This window comes from Aquaspirillum sp. LM1 (assembly GCF_002002905.1).
Lineage (GTDB): Bacteria > Pseudomonadota > Gammaproteobacteria > Burkholderiales > Aquaspirillaceae > Rivihabitans.
The window spans coordinates 120,723-139,031 of sequence record NZ_CP019509.1 but is presented as its reverse complement, the minus strand read 5'-3'; the positions used below and the strand labels follow the sequence as shown (position 1 = coordinate 139,031).

Genomic DNA, 18,309 nt, shown 5'->3' with positions numbered 1-18,309 from the left:
GCCGGGATGGTGTCTGGATTGTCGTATGCGGGGCGTGGCACCTGGCAAGCCGGATGCCACGCCAAATCAGCAAAGACAAGAGAAAAAGGCCGCCGGGCGTGCGTTACACCGGGGCGCGCGCCCGACGTGCGGGGTTAAAACCGCTCGAAATCCTGCTCGCTGACCTGTGCCGCCGGTTTGAACACCGGCGCTGCACTCAGGCTGCGCGGGGCAGCGGCCTGTTTGCCAGGTGCCGGGCGGGCGCTGCCGCCCTGGCCGCGCGCCGATTTGACCGACGCGCCGTCTTCCAGCTGGAAAAAGCCCATCAGCGCCTGCAACTGGTCGGCCTGGGCGCTCATTTCTTCTGAGGTGGCGGCCAGTTGTTCCGACGCCGAGGCGTTTTGCTGGGTGGCCTTGTTCAGCTGGCTCATGGCGTTGTTGATCTGGTCGGTGGCCGACGATTGCTCCAGCGAGGCGGCGGAGATTTCCTGCACCAGATCGGATGTGCGCTGGATATTTGGCACCATTTCATCCAGCAGCCCACCGGCTTTTTCCGCCATGCGCACCGACGAACCGGCCACCTGGCTGATTTCCTGCGCGGCCACCTGGCTGCGCTCAGCCAGCTTGCGCACTTCGGCGGCCACCACGGCAAAGCCCTTGCCATGTTCGCCAGCACGGGCGGCCTCAATGGCGGCGTTCAGCGCCAGCAGATTGGTCTGGTAGGCGATGTCGTCGATGATGCCAATCCGGTCGGCAATCTTGCGCATGGCCTCAACGGTTTCCTTCACCGCCGTGCCGCCTTCCTGCGCTTCGCTGGCGGCCTTCACCGCCATGTCGTTGGTTACCCGGGCGTTGTCGCTGTTCTGGTTCACGCTGGCGGTCATCTGCTCGATGCTGGCGGTGGTTTCTTCCACCGCGGCGGCCTGTTCCGACGACGATTGCGACAGGCTCTGCGCGGTGGAAGAAACCTGCTGGGCGGCACCATTGAGTGAGGCACCGGCTTCGTTCACTTCGCCAATGATATGCGACAGCTTGCTGATCATGTCCTGCAGCGCATTCATCATGTGGCCCATCTCGTCGCGGCGTTCGGTGCGCACCGACACGGTGAGGTCGCCCTTGGCCAGCCGCTTGGCGGCGTCTACCGCCTCATTCACCGGCCTGGTGACACTGCGGGTCACCGCCCAGGCGCTGAACACGGCAATCAGCACGGCAGCCACGGCAAAAATAATCAGCAGGCGAGTGGTTTCTTCGGCCAGCTGATTGCTGCGCTCGTTGGTCTGCTCCATCAACCGGGTTTCGTGGGCAATCAGATTTTCCAGGCTCTTGATGTAATCAGCCTGGCTTTTGCGGATCTGGTTGATCAGCAGGTCCACCGCCTCATCCCTGCGCCCGGCCTTGAACGCGGCCATCATCTGATCCTGGTCGGCCACGGTGATCTTGCGGGTGCTCATCACCGCATCAAACAGCTTGCGCCCTTCTGCCGAAGTAATTTCCTTGTCCAGCTTGGCGTACAGTTCGGTAGCTTCCCGGCGCGCCACCACTACCCGCTCGAATTCCTTTTGCGCTTCGTCGGTTGAGCGCACCAGCAAGGCGTTGCGCAGCGCACGCGCCGTGACATTGACCTGATCAATCGCTTCATGCGCCTGCGCCACCTTGGGCATATTGCGCTTGCTCACTTCTTCGATCGAGTCATCAATCTGGTTGATGCGCAAGTACGACAATGCGGTGATGGCAATCAGCAGACAGACCAGCAGGCCAAAGCCAATGGCAAGCCGAACGCCGATTTTCAAGTTCTGGAACATGTGGTTGACCCTCGGGAAAGCAGCAAAAACGATGGATGTCCGACCGCGCGCCCTCAGGCCAGCAGGCGGTCTGGCATCAGTAACCCTATACAATACCAACGAATAATTTATTTGTATGTAGAAATGGTGCGGCATGCCTAGCTTGGCAGCGGGCACAATAAGCCCGATCCAGCGCGCGGATTGCCGCTTTGTCGCGCTTTGTCTTCGATCAAGATCGAATAAACCACAAAGCATTGCTTCTTTATCCGGCAAGCCCTGGCCGCCTATCCTGTGCCGTTCGAACACAGAATAACGCCGCAGCCCACTGGCTGCGGGGACCGACCGGAGCCGGGCCATGAACTTTCAGCAACTGCGCATCATCCGCGAAACCGTGCGGCAGAACTTCAACCTGACCGAAGTGGCCAGTGCGCTGTTTGCCTCGCAATCCGGGGTCAGCAAGCACATCAAGGACCTGGAAGACGAGCTGGGCGTCGAGCTGTTCATCCGCAAGGGCAAGCGCTTTCTCGGCCTGACCGACCCCGGCAAGGAGCTGCTGACCATTGTCGAGCGCATGCTGCTGGACGCATGCAATATCCGCCGGCTGGCCGAGCAGTTCAGCCAGCGCGACGAAGGCCAGCTGATCATCGCCACCACCCACACCCAGGCGCGCTATGCGCTGCCGCAAGTGGTCACCACCTTCAAGAAAGCCTACCCGAAAGTGCATCTGGTGCTGCATCAGGCCAGCCCGAGCGAGCTGGTGCGCCTGCTGCAGGAAGGCGAAGCCGATATTGGCATTGCCACCGAAGCGGTGGCCGAAGTGTCCGAGCTGGTGTCGTTCCCCTACTACAGCTGGCACCACGCGGTGATTGCCCCGCCAACGCATCCGCTGCACCAGCAGCCGCTGACGCTGGACACCCTGGCCGACTACCCGCTGATTACCTATCACCAGGGCTTTACTGGCCGCGCCCGCATCGACCGCACTTTTGCCGACGCCGGGCTGAACCCGGACATCGTGATGGCGGCGCTGGATGCGGATGTGATCAAGACCTATGTGGAGCTGGGCATGGGGGTGGGCATTGTCTCATCGCTGGCGATTGACCCGCAGCGGGATCAGAATTTGTGCGTGGTGGATGGCGAACCGCTGTTTGGCTACCAGACGGCACGGATTGCCGTGCGCCGGGGGCATTACTTGCGCAGCTATGCGTACCGGTTTATTTCGCTGTGCTCGTCGGTGCTGGACGAGGCGTCGGTGCGGCAGGCGCTCAGCCCGGTATTGCAGGAGTAGCGCGGCCCGTTGCGCGTCACCGCTTTACCCCCGTATGCAGCGCCGAGCATCGCAGACCCTCAGGGGGAAATCCGGCACGGTTGTTTGAGCGGCGGCGCAGCCGACGCGAGTTCCCGGGCCGGCCCTGAGGGTTGAGAAGCGCAGGGCACCCAGCCGCAGGCTGGGCGCGGAAGTCGGGTCGCCTTTCTTTGCCTTCTTTCTTTGGCGAAGCAAAGAAAGAAGGGCGCGCGGGGCTTCCCCCGCCGCCGACCACAGTTCAGACGCACTCTCGCCTCAATCAACCCTGCGCGCAGCGCAGTCAACCCCTGCGATGCTCAGCGCTGCACACGGGGGTAAAGCGGTGATGTGCAACGGTCTGTACTTCGTGTCAGTGGCGACTATTCCATTCACGCCGGGCCGCACGACTACCACGCATACCTCAACCGCCCGGCATTGCGCGACACATCCATCGGCAAGGGCGGCGCAGCCGCCGGCAAGCGCTGGACAAAGCGGCGCACCCGTGGCTCAAACGCGGCAGCGTCAATCAAGGGCGTGAATATCTTTCCCAGCGATGTTGAGGCCATCGTGCGCCAGGACCATGCCCTGAGCGGGGAATACCGACTGATTGTGGCGCGCGAACAGCATCTGGACCAGCTGCGGGTGGAAGTGGAGCGCGCCAGCGCCGACGCCAGCCAGGATGCGCAACTGGCCCAGCAGTTTGCCCGCCAGTTGAAGTCGCTGACCGGGGTGAGCGCCCAGGTGGCGATTCTGCCGCCTGATACGCTGCCACGCGCCACACACAAGGCCAAGCGGGTGGAAGACCGTCGGCAACAGGTATGGCAAGGCTGAGGATAGCCCACATCGGTGCATGCCAGATGGCAAACACTTTACCATCTGGCATGCGCCTTCCTCTGGTGTCTTTCCGCCATAACATGACAAAAACAGCCAAGACCAGAAAACACCCACCCAGAACAGCAACAAACAGCACGCTGAAATCAATTGAAATCACTCAGCTTGCCATGCAGATTGGGCTGGCTTGTAACATACCCCGCGCCATCAACACAATAACATGTGATGACACAGCGCCCACCCAGAAAAACGCTCAGACAACTTTACAGAAACAGCTTATCAAATACTTGATTTATAACATTATTTATCTTTTTTATGTTTTTTTCCCAGCCTGTCAACGGCAAAATCAATAAAAATATATTATAATTCAATCCGATAAAATCCCAAAATACCACGCCATTGCTGCATTGCCACATCATCAGGCGCTCGGCGTGCTTCAGCACATTATCCTTACCTCCCCCTTGAAATACCCGTCAAAATCCATAACAATCCGATACGCTTTTGAATGACGGGCGTGTGGAGCTGCATGCTCAAGGCGTGGCGCACCGGCTGTCACCATCCGGCAATCACCGGGCTGTCCATCCAGACAGCCTGGCTTTCATGACCCGATCCGCAGCGGCATGACGTTGCCCGTGGGCGGCATCCAGAAATCGGAGGGATGATGCAATACAAGACACCCGGCGTGTACATCGTCGAAAAAGATGCGTTCCCGAATACGGTGGTGGCGGTGCCCACTGCGATTCCGGTATTTCTTGGCTACACCGAAACCGCCGCTGACGGCCCGGTAAGCAAGAAATACGTGCCCACCTACATCGCCTCGATGGCCGACTACATCAAGTTTTTTGGCGGGCCTTACGCGCCGCAGTTCACCCTGACGGCCAGCGCGGACACAAAGTCCTACACCGTGGCGCAAGAGGAAACGAGCCGCTTCTTCCTTTACCACAGCGTGGCGCTGTTTTTTGCCAATGGTGGCGGCCCGGCCTATGTGATATCGGTGGGCAGCTATGCTGACGCCGTGAAGAACGGCAAGCTGATGACCGACTTCCTGCCCACGCCAGACCCGAAAAACCCGCTGCCAGAAGCGCCATTCGATGCGCTGAAAAAGGTCTTGGATGTCACTCTGGTGGTGGCGCCGGACACCACGTTACTGGCCATCGACGACTGGAACGGGGTGTGGGGCCAGGCGCTGCAGCACTGCAACAAGATGCAAAGCCGCATGGCCATCATCGATATTTGCGGTGGCGACAACGCGCGTACCCATGATGCCGACACCGACATCATTTCCGGCACCAATGGCTTTCGCGAAAAAATTGGCACCAACTTCCTCAACTACGCGGCGGCTTACTACCCGTGGATGAACTTCAATGTGGTGGACGCCAGCACCATCAGCTACAACAACCTGAACGATGCTTCGCTGAGCCTGCTGATCACCGCGCTGAACAGCGAGCTGACCAGCATGAACCCGCAGCCTGCCGCGCCGATGGCCACCAATATGAAGGCGCTGTACGCCAGCCTGGCGCGCACGCCGGCTCCGACGCCAGCCCCTGCGCCAGCAACAGATACCGGCACCGATACCGACAAGCCAGTTACCCCGGATGCCGCCGCCACGGCAGCCACCACACCCGACCCGGCCACCATTGCCCGCAACCACAGCCAGCTGATGCAAGTCAGCCCGCTGTACCAGCGCATCATCAGCGACATGCTGCTGCGGGTGAACCTGCTGCCGCCCGCCAGCGCCATGGTGGGGGTGTATGCGCTGACTGACGCCAATCAGGGCGTGTGGCAGGCACCGGCCAACACCAGCATTGCCCTGGCAGTATCGCCGGCGGTGGACATCTCCTCGGACGATCAGGAAGACCTGAACATGCCGCTGGACGGCAAGGCGGTCAACGCCATCCGTACCATTCCGGGCCGTGGCCTGGTGGTGTGGGGCGCACGCACGCTGGACGGCAACAGCCAGGACTGGCGCTACATCAATGTGCGCCGCACGCTGATCATGCTGGAGCAATCAATCAAGGCTGCCGTCATCAGCTATGTGTTTGCCCCTAACGACGCCTCCACCTGGGTGGCGGTGCAGAACATGATTTCCAACTTCCTGATCAACCAGTGGAAAAACGGTGCGCTGGCCGGTGCCAAGGCGCAGGATGCCTTCAGCGTGGCGGTGGGGCTGGGCTCCACCATGACCGCCGACGACATTCTGGACGGCTATATGCGGGTGACGGTCAAGGTGGCGATTGTTCGCCCGGCAGAATTCATCGAGCTGACCTTCCAACAACAAATGCAAGTTTCCTGATTGACCCAGAGGAGCCCTCGCCATGGCAGGTGAAGCACAAGATCCAAGCATCTGGCCGCTACCGAAATTCCATTTTTCCGTGGATATCGGCGACCAGAAAAACCTGGCTTTCCAGGAAGTATCCGGGCTGGATACCGAAACCCAGATCATTGAATACCGGGCCGGCAACAGCAAGCAGTTCTCCACGGTGAAGATGCCCGGTATCAACAAGGTGGGCAATGTCACGCTGAAAAAAGGCATTTTCGTCAAGGACAACAAGTTCTGGGACTGGTACTCGCAAATCAGCATGAACACCATCAAGCGTGTGCCGGTGGTGATCAAGCTGCTGGACGAGAAGGGCAACCCAACCATGGTCTGGACCCTGCAAAACGCCTGGCCCACCAAAATTACCGGCACCGACCTGAAGGCTGACGGCAATGAGGTGGCAGTGGAAACGCTGGAAATTGCCCACGAAGGGCTGACCATCGCCAATAGCTGAGTATGAGCTACTACCCGCCGGCGGGCTTTTATTTCAAGGTGCAGATTGCCGGGTCGTCGTCCGACGACGACGCGGCATTCAGCGAAGTATCGGGTCTGGACAGCGAAATCGAGGTCGAAGAAATCAGGGAAGGGGGCGAAAATGCCTTCAGCCACCGGCTGCCAGGGCGGGTAAAGTATGGCAATCTGATTCTCAAGCGTGGCATTCTGGCCCAGGGCTCGCAGTTTGCCCAATGGTGCCAGTCGGTGCTGCAGGCCGAATGGGCCGGCAGTGTGACATGCTACGATCTGAACGTGTTTCTGCTGGATGAAACCGGCAGCCCGCTGCTGACCTGGAACTGCGCCCACGCCTGGCCGGTAAAATGGAGCGTGGGGGCCTTTAACGCCAACCAGAACGATATTGCCGTGGAAACGCTGGAGTTTGCCTACCGGCAATTGCGCAGGAGCTAGGCAATGCCGATTGAAATTCATGAACTGACCATCCGCCTGGTGGTCACCGATCCCCCGGCGGGCGCGACGCCCGACTGGGAAGCCGCACTGCAACAGGCCAAGCAGGAGATTCTGGAACAATGCCAGGAAACCCTGCGCGCCCAGCTGCAGCACGCCAGCGAACGCTGATCGTGTTCATCAGGAAAGTTGAGTGACGCCGATGGGCCTGCAAAAGCTGACGCTTGTTGCCTACAGCGACGAACAATACACCAGCAAGGCTTCCGGCACGAACAGCTACAGCGTGCAGATCAACCCGGAAACCTATAGCCACACCCATTCCACCAGCTACAGCCCCGGCACCACCACCGACACGGCAGGCACCACCACCAAATACCACCGCATCAACCCGGAAACCCTGAGCTTCAGCTTTTACCTGGATGGCACCGGCGTGGTCAGCACGCTGACCGTCAGCGATGAAATCAAGAAATTCCGGCAAGTGGCCTACCAGTACAACGGCACGATTCACAGCCCCAACTACCTGATGCTGATCTGGGGCACCCTGTCGCTGAAATGCCGGCTGACCCAGCTGTCGATCGAATACACCCTGTTCGACAGCAATGGCCTGCCCTTGCGCGCCAAACTGACCCCGAGTTTCGAGCAATATCTGTCGCCGGACGATATTGCCAAACTCAGTGGCAAAAACTCACCAGACATGACCCACCTGCGTCAGGTGGGCGCAGGCGACACCCTGCCGCTGATGTGCCAGCGCATCTACGGCGACAGCCGCCACTACCTGATGGTGGCCAACCACAATGGTCTGACCCACCTGCGCGACCTGCAGCCGGGTCAGACCATTATTTTTCCACCTTTGTGAGCGCCATGAACACCTCTCCGCTTGCAGGCCAGACTGACCTGGTCTCCGCCACGCTGCTGATCAATGGCAAAACCCTGCCCGACACCTGCCAGCTGGTCAGCGTGACCACCCGACGCGAAGTCAACCGCATCGGCAGCGCGCGCGTAGTGCTGAACGACGGCGACCCCAGCCAGGAAACCTTTGCCCTGAGCGAAAGCAGCCTGCTGGTGCCGGGGGCCAAGGTGGAAATCCAGTTCGGTTATCACCAGAAGATGGCCACCGTGTTCAAGGGGCTGATCGTCAAGCACAGCATCCGCGTGCGCGAACGCGGCGCGGCGCAGCTGATTCTGGAATGTGCCGACAGCGCAGTCAAAATGACCATCGGGCGCAAAAGCGCGGTGTACCTGAAAAAAACCGACCAGGCAGTGATCCAGCAGCTGATTGGTGACGCCGGCCTGAGCGCCACGGTGGACAGCACCCCGGTCACCTACGAAGAACTGGTGCGCCACAACAGCAGCGACTGGGATTACCTCCTCAGCCGCGCCGACCTGAATGGCCTGCTGGTGGTGGTCAACGACAGCGCGGTCAGCGTGCAGGCCCCGGCGGTATCAGACAGCTGCGGGCTGGTGGTGCGCTACGGCGAGGCATTGCGCGCGCTGGACGCCGATATCGACGCCCGCCCGCAGGTCAGCGAAGTGTCCACCATGGCCTGGGACATCAGCAGCCAGGCCACGCTCAGCGCCAGCAGCAGCGCGCCCAGCGTGAATGCCCAGGGCAACCTCAGCGGCGATACCCTGGCCAAGGTGCTGGATACTGGCGCGCTGCAGCTGATGTCGAACGCGCCGCTGGAACAGGCCGACCTCAAGCACTGGGCCAACGCCCGCCTGCTGCGCATTCGCCTAGCGCGGATTCGCGGCACCGTGGTGTTTCAGGGCAATGCGCAGGCCGTGCCGGGCAAAACCCTGGAGCTGGCCGGGCTGGGCGCACGCTTCAACGGCGATGCCTTCATCGCCAGCGTTGGTCACACCCTGGCCGATGGCAACTGGCTGACCGAAGTGGGCTTTGGCCTGTCGCCACAAGGCTTTGTCGATACCACCCAGCACATCGAAGCCGCCCCGGCGGCCGGCCAGCTACCGGCCATTTCCGGGCTGCACACCGGCACGGTAATGAAGATCGACAGCGATCCACAAGGGCAGACCCGGGTGCAGGTCAAGCTGGCGCTGATTGACGCCGACAGCAACGGCGTGTGGGCGCGGCTGGGTTCGCCGTATGCGTCCAACAGCTTTGGCATTCAGTTCATGCCGGAAATCAACGACGAAGTGGTGGTGGGCTTCATCAACAACGACCCGCGCTTTCCGGTGATTCTGGGCAGCCTGTACAGCAGCCAGCACACCCCGCCGGCCACGCCGGACAACAAGAACACGCTGAAATCGCTGGTGACCCGCAGCCAGCTCAAGCTGACCTTCGACGACGAGAAAAAAATCCTCACCGCCAGCACGCCAGGCGGCCATCAGCTGGTGATGAGCGACGACGACAAGTCCATCCTGATCAAGGACAGCCACGGCAACCAGATCAAGCTGGACAGCAGCGGCATTGCCCTGTCCAGCCCGAAAGATATCAAACTGACCGCCACTGGCGATATCGCCACCTCCAGCACCGGCAAGACCACGCTGACCGCCACGCAAGACCTGAAAGCCTCCGGGCTGAATGTCGAGGCCACCGCCCAGATCGGGGCCAAGCTTGCCGGCAGCGCCACCGCCGAACTCAGCGCCTCGGGCCAGACCACGGTCAAAGGTGCGCTGGTGATGATCAACTGAGCACAAAGGCCACCCCATGGGACAACCCGCCGCCCGCCTGACCGATATGCACACCTGCCCGATGCAGACCCCCGGCCTGCCGCCGATTCCGCATGTGGGCGGCCCGCTGATCGGCCCGTGTGTGCCCACCGTGCTGATTGGCGGCCTGCCTGCTGCCGTGCTGGGTGATTCGCTGGTGTGCGTTGGCCCGCCCGACACCCTGATCAAGGGTTCCTCCACCGTGCTGATTGGCGGCAAGCCCGCTGCGCGCCTGGGTGACAGCACCGCCCATGGCGGCAGCGTGGTGCTGGGCTGCTTTACCGTGCTGATTGGCGGTTAAGCCATGGCCCGCGCCAACAACGCCCAGTTTCTTGGCCGGGGCTGGGCGTTTCCGCCCAGCTTTGACCGCCATCAGCATCAGGTGCAGATGGTCAGCGCCGAAACCGATATCCGGCAAAGCCTGATGGTGCTGTTTTCCACTGTGCCGGGTGAACGGGTGATGCTGCCCGGTTACGGCTGCCCGCTGCATCTGCATGTGTTCGACGCCATGAACCAGCACAACCTGACCCAGCTGCACAGCCTGATTCAGGACGCCATCTTGCGTTACGAACCGCGCATTCTGCTCGAGGATGTGCAGTTTGACACGCAGGGTGCGCTGGGTGGCGAGTTGCGCATTACCCTGGTGTACCTGATCCGCCAGACCAATACCCGCAGCAATATGGTGTTTCCGTTCTACTTTGCCGAGGGCAGCAATGTGCGCCGCATTGATCGTTGACCGGATGGCGCTGGCTGCCCGCTCGGGCCAGGCCCGCGCGCACACCGGCACCCAGCGCAGCCACGGCGGCCTGGCCGCGCTGACGCCGGCTTACGCCCCGGTGGACGGGCGCGACCTGGCGCAACTGATGTGCTTTGTGGCGGATTTTTCCCGCCAGCTGAGCTTTATCGAGCTGGACGGCAGCCGCCAGGGCAACTGGCAAGGGTTTTTGGACGATGACCTGAGCTTTCTGCTCGCCCGCATCCTGTGCTTTGACCCGCGCCAGCAGTGGCATCGGGTGGAACGGATTGTCCACGGCGAAAGCCAGCCCGAGCGGCGCAACACCCACTTGCTGGCCGAACTGTTTGCGCTGTTTGAACAGGTCAGCCAGTGGGCGCTCAAGGCCAAGGACATCAGCGCCAGTGCCAGCCTGGGCACGCCCACCAGCCTGAGCCTGGAAAACCTGATTCGTCAGCAACTGTCGCCGCTGTATCAAAGCCTGAACGCCAGCCCTGACACCGCCCAGCGCTGGCAACGCTGGCAGCAAGCCTGGCTGACCCGCCAGCAGCTTGGCCCAGTAGACCGCGACTGGCTGCTCGGGCTATGGCAATGCAGTGCGCGCGAGCAAAACCCGCTGGAAACGCCTGACCTGCATACCGTGGCGCAGTCGTTCATCGAGCGCATCCAGCACAGCATGCCGCCAATGCGTGCGTATTTTGCCGACAGCCTGACCACCACCTTTGGCCATCAGCCGCATACCGCGCTGATTACCGCCTTCCTGCAACTGCTGGGCCACGCCCAGGCCGACGCCAACGCGCTGACCGACCGGCATCTGGAATTTTATTACCGCACCGTGCTGCGCCTGCAACAGCGTGCGCCCACCCCGGACCATGCACTGCTCAGCCTGCAACCCAGCCCCGGCAGCCAGGGCAGCCTGGTGCCGGCGGGCAGCCTGATCAAGGCCGGCAAGCTGCCCAATGGCCAGGACCTGCTTTACACGCTCGACTACGATCTGGTGGTCAATCAGGACCGGATGGCCGCACTGAGCACGGTTTACGCCGCGTCGGGCGGGCCACTGTGGCCCGATGGCCCGGCAGGCGTTGGCCGGCTGTACGCCTCGCCGCAGGCGGATTCTGCCGATGGGCTGGGCGCGCCGCTGAGCGCGCCGGACGCGGGCTGGCCCACCTTTGGCCAGGACTGGAGCCAGAACCCGGTGGCCGGCAGCAGCGCGCCGCTGGCCAGCATCGGGCTGCTGCTGACCTCGCCGCTGCTGCTGCTGCGCGGCGGACGCCGCACACTGCGCGTGCGCCTGCAATATCAGCAGCAGCCCAGCCCCTTGCCGCGCTCGCCGCTGGCCAACCCGGCCAGCGACAGCACCACGGTGATGTCGGCCAGCTTTGACCAGGTGGCCAGCGCCTACCGTAACGCAGTGGCCAATACCCTCAGCGATGGCGCGGCCTTGTTGCCAGCGCAACTGAATGCGCGGGTGGCCAGCGCCATCAACGCCAGCTGCGATATCTGGCTGACCACCGCCGCCGGCTGGCAGCAGGTCAGCCAGGTCAGCGTCTGTGGCAATCGCCAGCAGGGCTGGCTGGAGCTGATCCTGCTGCTGCCGGCCAGCTTTCCGGCCATCGAAGCCGGGCCAGCCTGCCCGCAGGAAGCCGGCGGGCAATCACCCTGGCCCCGGCTGAAACTCCTGCTGCGCCCCGATGCGCCAGTCTACCCCTACGCCTATTTGCAACAGCTCAAGCTGAGCCAGATCACCCTGCGCGCCACCGTGGTGGGGCTGACGCCAGCGCAGCTGGCCAACAGCCAGGGGGCGCTGAACCCGGCCCAGCCGTTTTTCCCGCTGGGCAGCGCGCCAGTGGTGGGCAGCTATCTGCAGCTGCGTGACCCGGAGCTGGCCAGCAAGCCCATCCAGTGGGCCACCTTGCGCCTTGACTGGTTCAACCTGCCGCTGGCCCCGCTGGACCTGACCCAGCACTACGCCGGCTATGGCCCGCCCACCGTGTACAACAGCAGTTTCCAGGTAGGCTTTGCCCTGACCCAGGCCGGGCGGCGCAGCCAGCTGGGCGCGCCCCAGCCGCTGTTTAGCTTCAGCAACCAACCCGATGCGCCGCAGCAAACCTCGGTCAGCTTTACCCTGCGCCAGAGCGGCCAGACTGCACAGCCGTGGGAACAACTGTCGATGCAGCTGCTGGCACCTGCTGGCGGCTTTGGCCATGCCCAATATCCACAGCTGCTGACCAACGCCAGCCTGCAGGCCGCCGCTGCACTGACCCACAACGCCATCGCCAGCCTGCAAGCCCCGGTCAATGCACCCGCGCCAGGCAGCGCCGCTACCTCGTCAGTCGCCGCCCCCTCTGCCCCCCCACTCCCGCCGCTACCAGCCCCGGTGGCACCCAGCGTGTGCTGGCCCAACCCGCCGCTGAGCCCGCAAGCCAGCCGCCTGAGCCTGGACTACCAGGCCAGTGAGCAGCTGTACGGCAGCCGGGCAATGGATGAGCTGGGTACGCTGATGCCGTGTTTCTTTCATCTGGGGCCGTTTGGCCACTGCGCCGCCCCCGCGCATGGCAACACCCTGCTCGACGGCCTGCAACGTCCTGGCCAGCTGTATATCGGGCTGAGCGGCGTGCAGCCGGGGCAAGTCATTTCCCTGCTGTTTGGCATGCACGAAACCGACGCCCAGCAGCAGGCCATCCGCCAGGGCTGGCCGCACAGCGCCAGCACAGCAGCCAGCCCTGGCACGGTGGACTGGTATTATCTGCTGGATAACCAGTGGCAGCGCTTTGCCGCCAGCGAGCGCTTGTCCGACAGCACCCAAGGGCTGACCGGCAGCGGCGTGTTGCGGCTGCAAACCCAGCCGCGCCGGCAGAATCAGGACAACACCCTGATGCCGTCCGGCCTGTTCTGGCTGGCGGCAGTCAGCGACCAGCCCGCCGCCCACAGCCATACCACGCTGCTGGATACCCAGGGCGCGCTGGCCACCCAGGTGCTGACCGGCCTGAACCCGATGGCCGCCGCTGCGCAACCGGCCAACAGCCTGCAGGGTTTTGTCAGCAAACCGGCGGGCATTCAGGGCCTGCGCCAGGCGCTGCCCACCGCCGGCGGCGTGTCGGCGGAAAGCGCCCAGGCTTTCCGGGTGCGGGTCAGCCAGCGGCTGCGCCACAAGCAGCGGGTGGTGCGTGCGCTGGACATTGAACAACTGACGCTGGATGCTTTTGCCAGCGTCTCGCAGGCCAAGTGCATCACCCCGGCCACCCTGCGCCAGCGCGCCTACCCGTGTGCGCCGCTGGCACCAGGCACGCTGGGCGTGGTGGTGGTCCCCCAGCCGGCGGCGGGCAGCGCCTTCAGCGACCAGCCCAGCGTGCCGGTGCCCACCTTGCTCGCCATCCGTCAGTTGCTGCTGGCGCACAGCAGCGCCAGCGTGCCGGACATCCGGGTGTTCAGTCCGCAATACGAAGACATCAAGGTGTGCGTGCAGGTCGAGCTGGTTTCCGGCAGCGACTTTGCCTACTACCGGAATCAACTCAACCGCCAGATTAGCGCCTGGCTGGCCCCCTGGCGCAGCGACAGCAGCCAGGCGCTGCCGATTGGCGGCGGCAACAGCAATATGAACGATCTGTATGTTTATCTGGCCAACCAGCCCGGCGTAGCCAGGGTGGTGATGCTGAGCGCCCTGCATGTGTTTGCCCAGGGCGAGCAGCGCTGCACCCGCTGGCTGGGCCGTGACGACGCGCTGATTCCGTCCACGCCCTGGTCGGTGCTGGTGCCAGCCCGGCAGCACTTTATCAGCCCGCCGCCGCAACGCTATGGCATTGGCCAGATGGTGGTGGGCGAAGATGTGATGAGCTTCGAGTACGCCCCGGCCCCCGACTGCCTGCAGGCCAGCCCGCCTTCTCCTTATTATTTTCTGAACTTGCCTGTTTCGGCCCTGCCCGATACTGCACACGAGCGCGAGCGCCATGGTCAAAAAACCTGACGACCTGAAACAGGCCTTTGCCGATGGGGCCATTCCCACCGGGGCCGATTTTGCCAATTTGATCGACTCGTTCATTCCGCGTGACCAGCTCACCGAAACCGAGTTGCGCACCCTGCGCGAGATGATTGCCGCCTGGCGCAGCCGCCATCCGGACAGCGACCCGCCCGAGCCCGCTCCCACGCCGCAGCCCACCCCTGCGCCGACACCAACGCCCGCGCCCGATCCTGTGCCAGATCCTGTGCCAGATCCTGCGCCCAGCCCGCTGCCGGATCCGCCCGCGCCAGAGCCGACGCCACCCGATCCCACGCCGCCCGCGCCTGAACCAGCCCCCACCCCCGAGCAGCCCGACAGCCGGCGCTTTACCGTGGCTGCCGACGGACGCTGGTACACCCTGCCCGTCACCACAGCCACCCCCGGCGTCTGGCTGTGTGTGGCCAGCACGGTCAGTGCCCGCGCCAGTTACCGGATCAGCAACCACGCCAGGGTGGAAATCGGCAGCAATCACAAACGCATCCAGCAAACCGTCAGCCGCGACAGCATTCTGCCCTGGCACAGCGTGCAGTTTGGCTGGCTGCCCGGCCCGCAGGACCAGTTCCAGCTCAGCCTGCGCGCGCGCAGCGATTTTGGCGTGGACAGCTATGGCAACCCGGCGCAGATCGATTGCCAGCTGACGCCGCAGGACAGCTAAGCGATGCGTGAACCGTCTTCTCCGACCCCGCTGCTGGACAGCTTTCCCGACCCCTTGCCGCCCAGCATGGACTTTGCCGGGCTACTGGCCGAAGGTATTCAGGCCACCCAGGCCATGTCGTCGGACCAATGGACCGACTACAACGAGCACGACCCCGGCCTGACCATCCTGGAGCAGCTGGCCTACGCGCTGACAGACCTGGGCCTGCGCGGCCACTACCGGGTGGAAGACCTGCTGGCCGACGCCAATGGCCGCATCGACCGCAACAGCCTGTTTACCGGCAATGACATCCTGACCTGCGCGCCACTGACGCCCAACGACTACCGCAAATACCTGTACGACCGGGTGGCCGGGCTGAAAAACATCTGGCTGGAGCCGGTGGTGGGCGCGTTGCCGGGGCTGTACCGTGGCCTGATCGAGAAATTCCGCTGGGGCGACGATGATGCGCTGATGGCCGACGTCAGCCGCCATCTGCACGCCAACCGCCTGCTGGGCGACGAGCTGGTCAGCGTGTCGGTGCTCAGGCAGCAGGCGCTGCCGCTGCACGGGGTGATCCAGCTCAAGCCGGGCTACCAGGCCGACCAGGTGATGGGCGACGTGCTGTTCAACCTCGACCTCAAGCTGGCACCCTGCCCGATTCCACGGCCCATCGACGCCCGCCTGGCCGCCGGCGAACCACCGGACGAGATTTATCAGGGGCCGCTGCTGCACTACGGCAGCATCGACGACGCCGATCTGCAACCCCGGCCCACCCAGGTTAGTCTGCAGCACATCGCCAGCATTGTGCTGGCCACACCGGGCGTGCAACGGCTCAGCCAGTTGCATTTTGTCCCCGACCCCACCCAGGAAACCCTGACACTCGACCCCGATTCCATCCCCTTTATCGACCTGCCGGAAGCCGGCGCGGACTGGCCGTTTCAGGTGATCAATGCGGAGGGCACGCCAGTCACCCTCAACGCGGCGCGGGTGCGCCATTATTTTCTGAAAAACCGCTCGGATGGCCTGACCCGCGAAGCCGCCGTCAAGCTGTCCACCGCCAGCCTGGCCTATGGCCAGCTGCCCAGCGGGCGGGCGCTGGAGATTGGTCGCTACGACTCCATCCAGCATCAGTTTCCGCAAACCTATGGCCTGGGCCGCTACGGCGTGCCCGCCGACCTGAACTGGCAGGCCAATGACGAAAGTGCGCTGTTTGCGCCGGAGGTGGTCAGCGCTGGCGTGCGCCGCCAGGCCCAGGTCAAGCAGCTGCGTGCCTATCTGCTGCTGTTTGAGCAGGTGCTGAGCAATGCCTTTGCCCAGCTGGCCAATGCCCGCCAGCTGTTTGCCCTGGCCCCGGCCAGCGCGCAAAGCTATTTTGCCCAGTCGCTGGTGGGCGACGCCAGCCAGCCTTACGCGCCGCCCAATACCCTGGAGGTGCTGGCCCCGCCCGAACCGCCAGCAGAGCCAGACCACCGCTGGCGACAGATTGTCTGCGTGTATCTGGACGGCCATACCCTGTGCCTGCGCAGCGCCCGGCTGGCCAGCCCGCAGGCGGCATCCCGTCTGGCAGAGCGGATTGCCCAGGCAGGCCGCCAGCCGGGCAATTACCGACAGCAGCCCGATGGCCAGGGCCGGGTGCAAGTGCAGCTGTGTGATGACGACGGCGTGGCGCTGGCCTACGCGGTGCAGCCCAGCGCCAGCGCCGCCGACGCCCAGGCGCTGATTCAGCGCCTGCTTGGCCAGCTGTCGCAGCCGCAGGCCCAGCATGCCATCCGCCAGCATCGGCAAGGCACGCTGGGCCTGCGCATCACCGGGGCCAGGGGCGAGCTGCTGCTGTGCGCCTACTGGCCGGGTCGGCTGGCCGAACGCCCGGCCAAAGTGGACGACGTGCTGTTTTTTGGCCGCTACCCGCACCACTACAGCTACCGACGCTGGCCAGACGGCCACTGGGGGCTGGTGTTGCGTCACCCGGACGGCCACACCCTGGCCGTCAGCCCGCAACGCCACCCCAGCGAAACCGCCTGCTGCCATGCCGCACACGCGCTGGCCGACTGGGTGCGCCAGCTGGCTTGCCAGTGCGCGCCCACTGGCAAGCACCTGCAACTGCTGCCCGAACAGGATGCACCGCCGCCCGGTCCGTCGCTGCGCCAGCATTATCTGGCCGAACTGAACCGCCTGATGGCGCGCTTCGCCCCTTACCCGGAACGGCGCAACCGCTTTCTCAACCACTTGCTGGCGCGCTTTAACGAGCACTTTGACGATGCGCTGCTGCACAGCTTTGACCCCCGTCCGGCCCATACCGATGGGTTTTTGCTTGAACTGGCCAGCTGGAAAGCCGCGCTGCTGTTCAACTACCCGCTGTGGAGCGCCCGACGCGGCCATGGCCACAACTTTACCTTGCGGCTGGCCCAGCCGCTGCCGTGCGGCTCCGGGCTGGAGCAGTTGCTGGCAGCGCGGCTGGGACTGGGCGGTACACAGCCGCTGCAGCGCTACCCGCGCTCACGCGCGCCACTCAGCGCCACACCGCCAATCAGCCTGGCCAATAGCCAGGCCGACGACCACCATACCCTGCAGTTTTTCAGCCAGGACCCCAATCTGCTGGGCATGCTGTTCAAGTACGGCACCGATGAAGTGCGTTATCAGATCACGCACTCGGACTGCGGCTGCTTCCATCAGTTGCTGTTCAGCTATCCGGACGGCAGCCAGAAGCCCATCCTGCGCGGCCACCACCGCGCCGGACTGGAGCACAGTCGCGACCGGCTGATTGCCTGGCTGCGCCGCCAGGGGCCGGCATGGGCGTCGCTGTACGCCGGAGAAGGGCTGTATGTGGTGGAGCACCTGCTGCTGCGCCCGCCCACTGCCGAGCTGGATGCCCTCAGCGAGGCAGACAAAGACTTTTACCGCTACCGGCTGAGCGTGCTGCTGCCTGACTGGCCGATCCGTTTTTGCAATCCGGAGTTTCGCGCCTACGTGAACGTGCTGCTGGCCGAGTACTGCCCGGCGCATCTGGATGCCCGCTGCCACTGGCTGGGCATTGACCAGATGCGCCAGTTTGAAACCCTGTACGCCACCTGGGCCAGGCAAAAAACCCTCAGCCTGCGCGCCACTACCCCATCAGCCCAGCTTGAAGCGGCCACCCAGGCGCTGCGCCAGTTCTTGCAGGCGCTGCCCGCGCCGGCCCCCTGACC

15 protein-coding genes are annotated in these 18,309 nt (G+C 63.6%); 14 read left to right on the top strand and 1 reads right to left on the bottom strand.

Annotated elements, in window-relative coordinates; translation table 11 throughout:
* Window positions 1-134: 134 nt before the first annotated feature.
* The gene (locus tag BXU06_RS00555) at window positions 135-1,781 is read right to left on the bottom strand and encodes a methyl-accepting chemotaxis protein (RefSeq protein ID WP_077296014.1); all 1,647 of its coding nucleotides are present in this window, start codon (window positions 1,779-1,781) and stop codon (window positions 135-137) included.
* 334 nt (window positions 1,782-2,115) lie between these two features.
* Between BXU06_RS00555 and BXU06_RS00550 the strand changes: the two genes are divergently transcribed.
* From BXU06_RS00550 to BXU06_RS00495, 14 genes are all read left to right on the top strand, one after another.
* On the top strand, window positions 2,116-3,045 hold the full coding sequence (locus BXU06_RS00550) for a CysB family HTH-type transcriptional regulator (RefSeq protein WP_077296013.1): 930 nt from the start codon (window positions 2,116-2,118) through the stop codon (window positions 3,043-3,045).
* A gap of 345 nt (window positions 3,046-3,390) precedes the next feature.
* Window positions 3,391-3,873, top strand: coding sequence for a hypothetical protein (locus BXU06_RS00545; RefSeq protein WP_077296012.1), 483 nt, complete (start codon window positions 3,391-3,393; stop codon window positions 3,871-3,873).
* Window positions 3,874-3,899: 26 nt separating this feature from the next.
* Window positions 3,900-4,226 (top strand): hypothetical protein, encoded by a 327-nt coding sequence (locus BXU06_RS17160; RefSeq protein WP_150125051.1) that lies wholly within the window; start codon window positions 3,900-3,902, stop codon window positions 4,224-4,226.
* A gap of 305 nt (window positions 4,227-4,531) precedes the next feature.
* Window positions 4,532-6,166 carry a phage tail sheath C-terminal domain-containing protein gene (locus BXU06_RS00535; RefSeq protein ID WP_077296010.1) on the top strand — a complete coding sequence of 545 codons (1,635 nt, stop codon included), beginning with the start codon at window positions 4,532-4,534 and terminating at the stop codon, window positions 6,164-6,166.
* Between the two features lie 22 nt (window positions 6,167-6,188).
* Window positions 6,189-6,644, top strand: coding sequence for a phage tail protein (locus BXU06_RS00530; protein WP_077296009.1), 456 nt, complete (start codon window positions 6,189-6,191; stop codon window positions 6,642-6,644).
* Between the two features lie 2 nt (window positions 6,645-6,646).
* Window positions 6,647-7,093 carry a phage tail protein gene (locus BXU06_RS00525; RefSeq protein WP_077296008.1) on the top strand — a complete coding sequence of 149 codons (447 nt, stop codon included), beginning with the start codon at window positions 6,647-6,649 and terminating at the stop codon, window positions 7,091-7,093.
* Between the two features lie 3 nt (window positions 7,094-7,096).
* On the top strand, window positions 7,097-7,261 hold the full coding sequence (locus BXU06_RS17630; RefSeq protein WP_171982068.1) for a DUF5908 family protein: 165 nt from the start codon (window positions 7,097-7,099) through the stop codon (window positions 7,259-7,261).
* A gap of 31 nt (window positions 7,262-7,292) precedes the next feature.
* Window positions 7,293-7,946, top strand: a complete 654-nt coding sequence (locus BXU06_RS17625; protein WP_253189588.1) for a hypothetical protein — start codon at window positions 7,293-7,295, stop codon at window positions 7,944-7,946.
* A gap of 5 nt (window positions 7,947-7,951) precedes the next feature.
* Window positions 7,952-9,742, top strand: a complete 1,791-nt coding sequence (gene vgrG, locus BXU06_RS00520) for a type VI secretion system tip protein VgrG (RefSeq protein ID WP_171982066.1) — start codon at window positions 7,952-7,954, stop codon at window positions 9,740-9,742.
* Between the two features lie 16 nt (window positions 9,743-9,758).
* Window positions 9,759-10,061, top strand: coding sequence for a PAAR domain-containing protein (locus BXU06_RS00515; RefSeq protein WP_077296006.1), 303 nt, complete (start codon window positions 9,759-9,761; stop codon window positions 10,059-10,061).
* Window positions 10,062-10,064: 3 nt separating this feature from the next.
* Window positions 10,065-10,496, top strand: coding sequence for a GPW/gp25 family protein (locus tag BXU06_RS00510; RefSeq protein ID WP_077296005.1), 432 nt, complete (start codon window positions 10,065-10,067; stop codon window positions 10,494-10,496).
* Window positions 10,474-14,457, top strand: coding sequence for a baseplate J/gp47 family protein (locus tag BXU06_RS00505; RefSeq protein ID WP_150125050.1), 3,984 nt, complete (start codon window positions 10,474-10,476; stop codon window positions 14,455-14,457). Before BXU06_RS00510 ends, BXU06_RS00505 begins: the two co-directional genes overlap by 23 nt.
* Window positions 14,441-15,145 (top strand): hypothetical protein, encoded by a 705-nt coding sequence (locus BXU06_RS17805; protein WP_216352516.1) that lies wholly within the window; start codon window positions 14,441-14,443, stop codon window positions 15,143-15,145. The genes BXU06_RS00505 and BXU06_RS17805 overlap by 17 nt, the downstream gene beginning before the upstream one ends.
* A gap of 3 nt (window positions 15,146-15,148) precedes the next feature.
* A complete protein-coding gene (locus BXU06_RS00495; RefSeq protein ID WP_077296003.1) occupies window positions 15,149-18,307 on the top strand; it encodes a hypothetical protein in 3,159 nt (1,052 codons plus the stop codon).
* The last annotated feature ends 2 nt before the right edge of the window (window positions 18,308-18,309 follow it).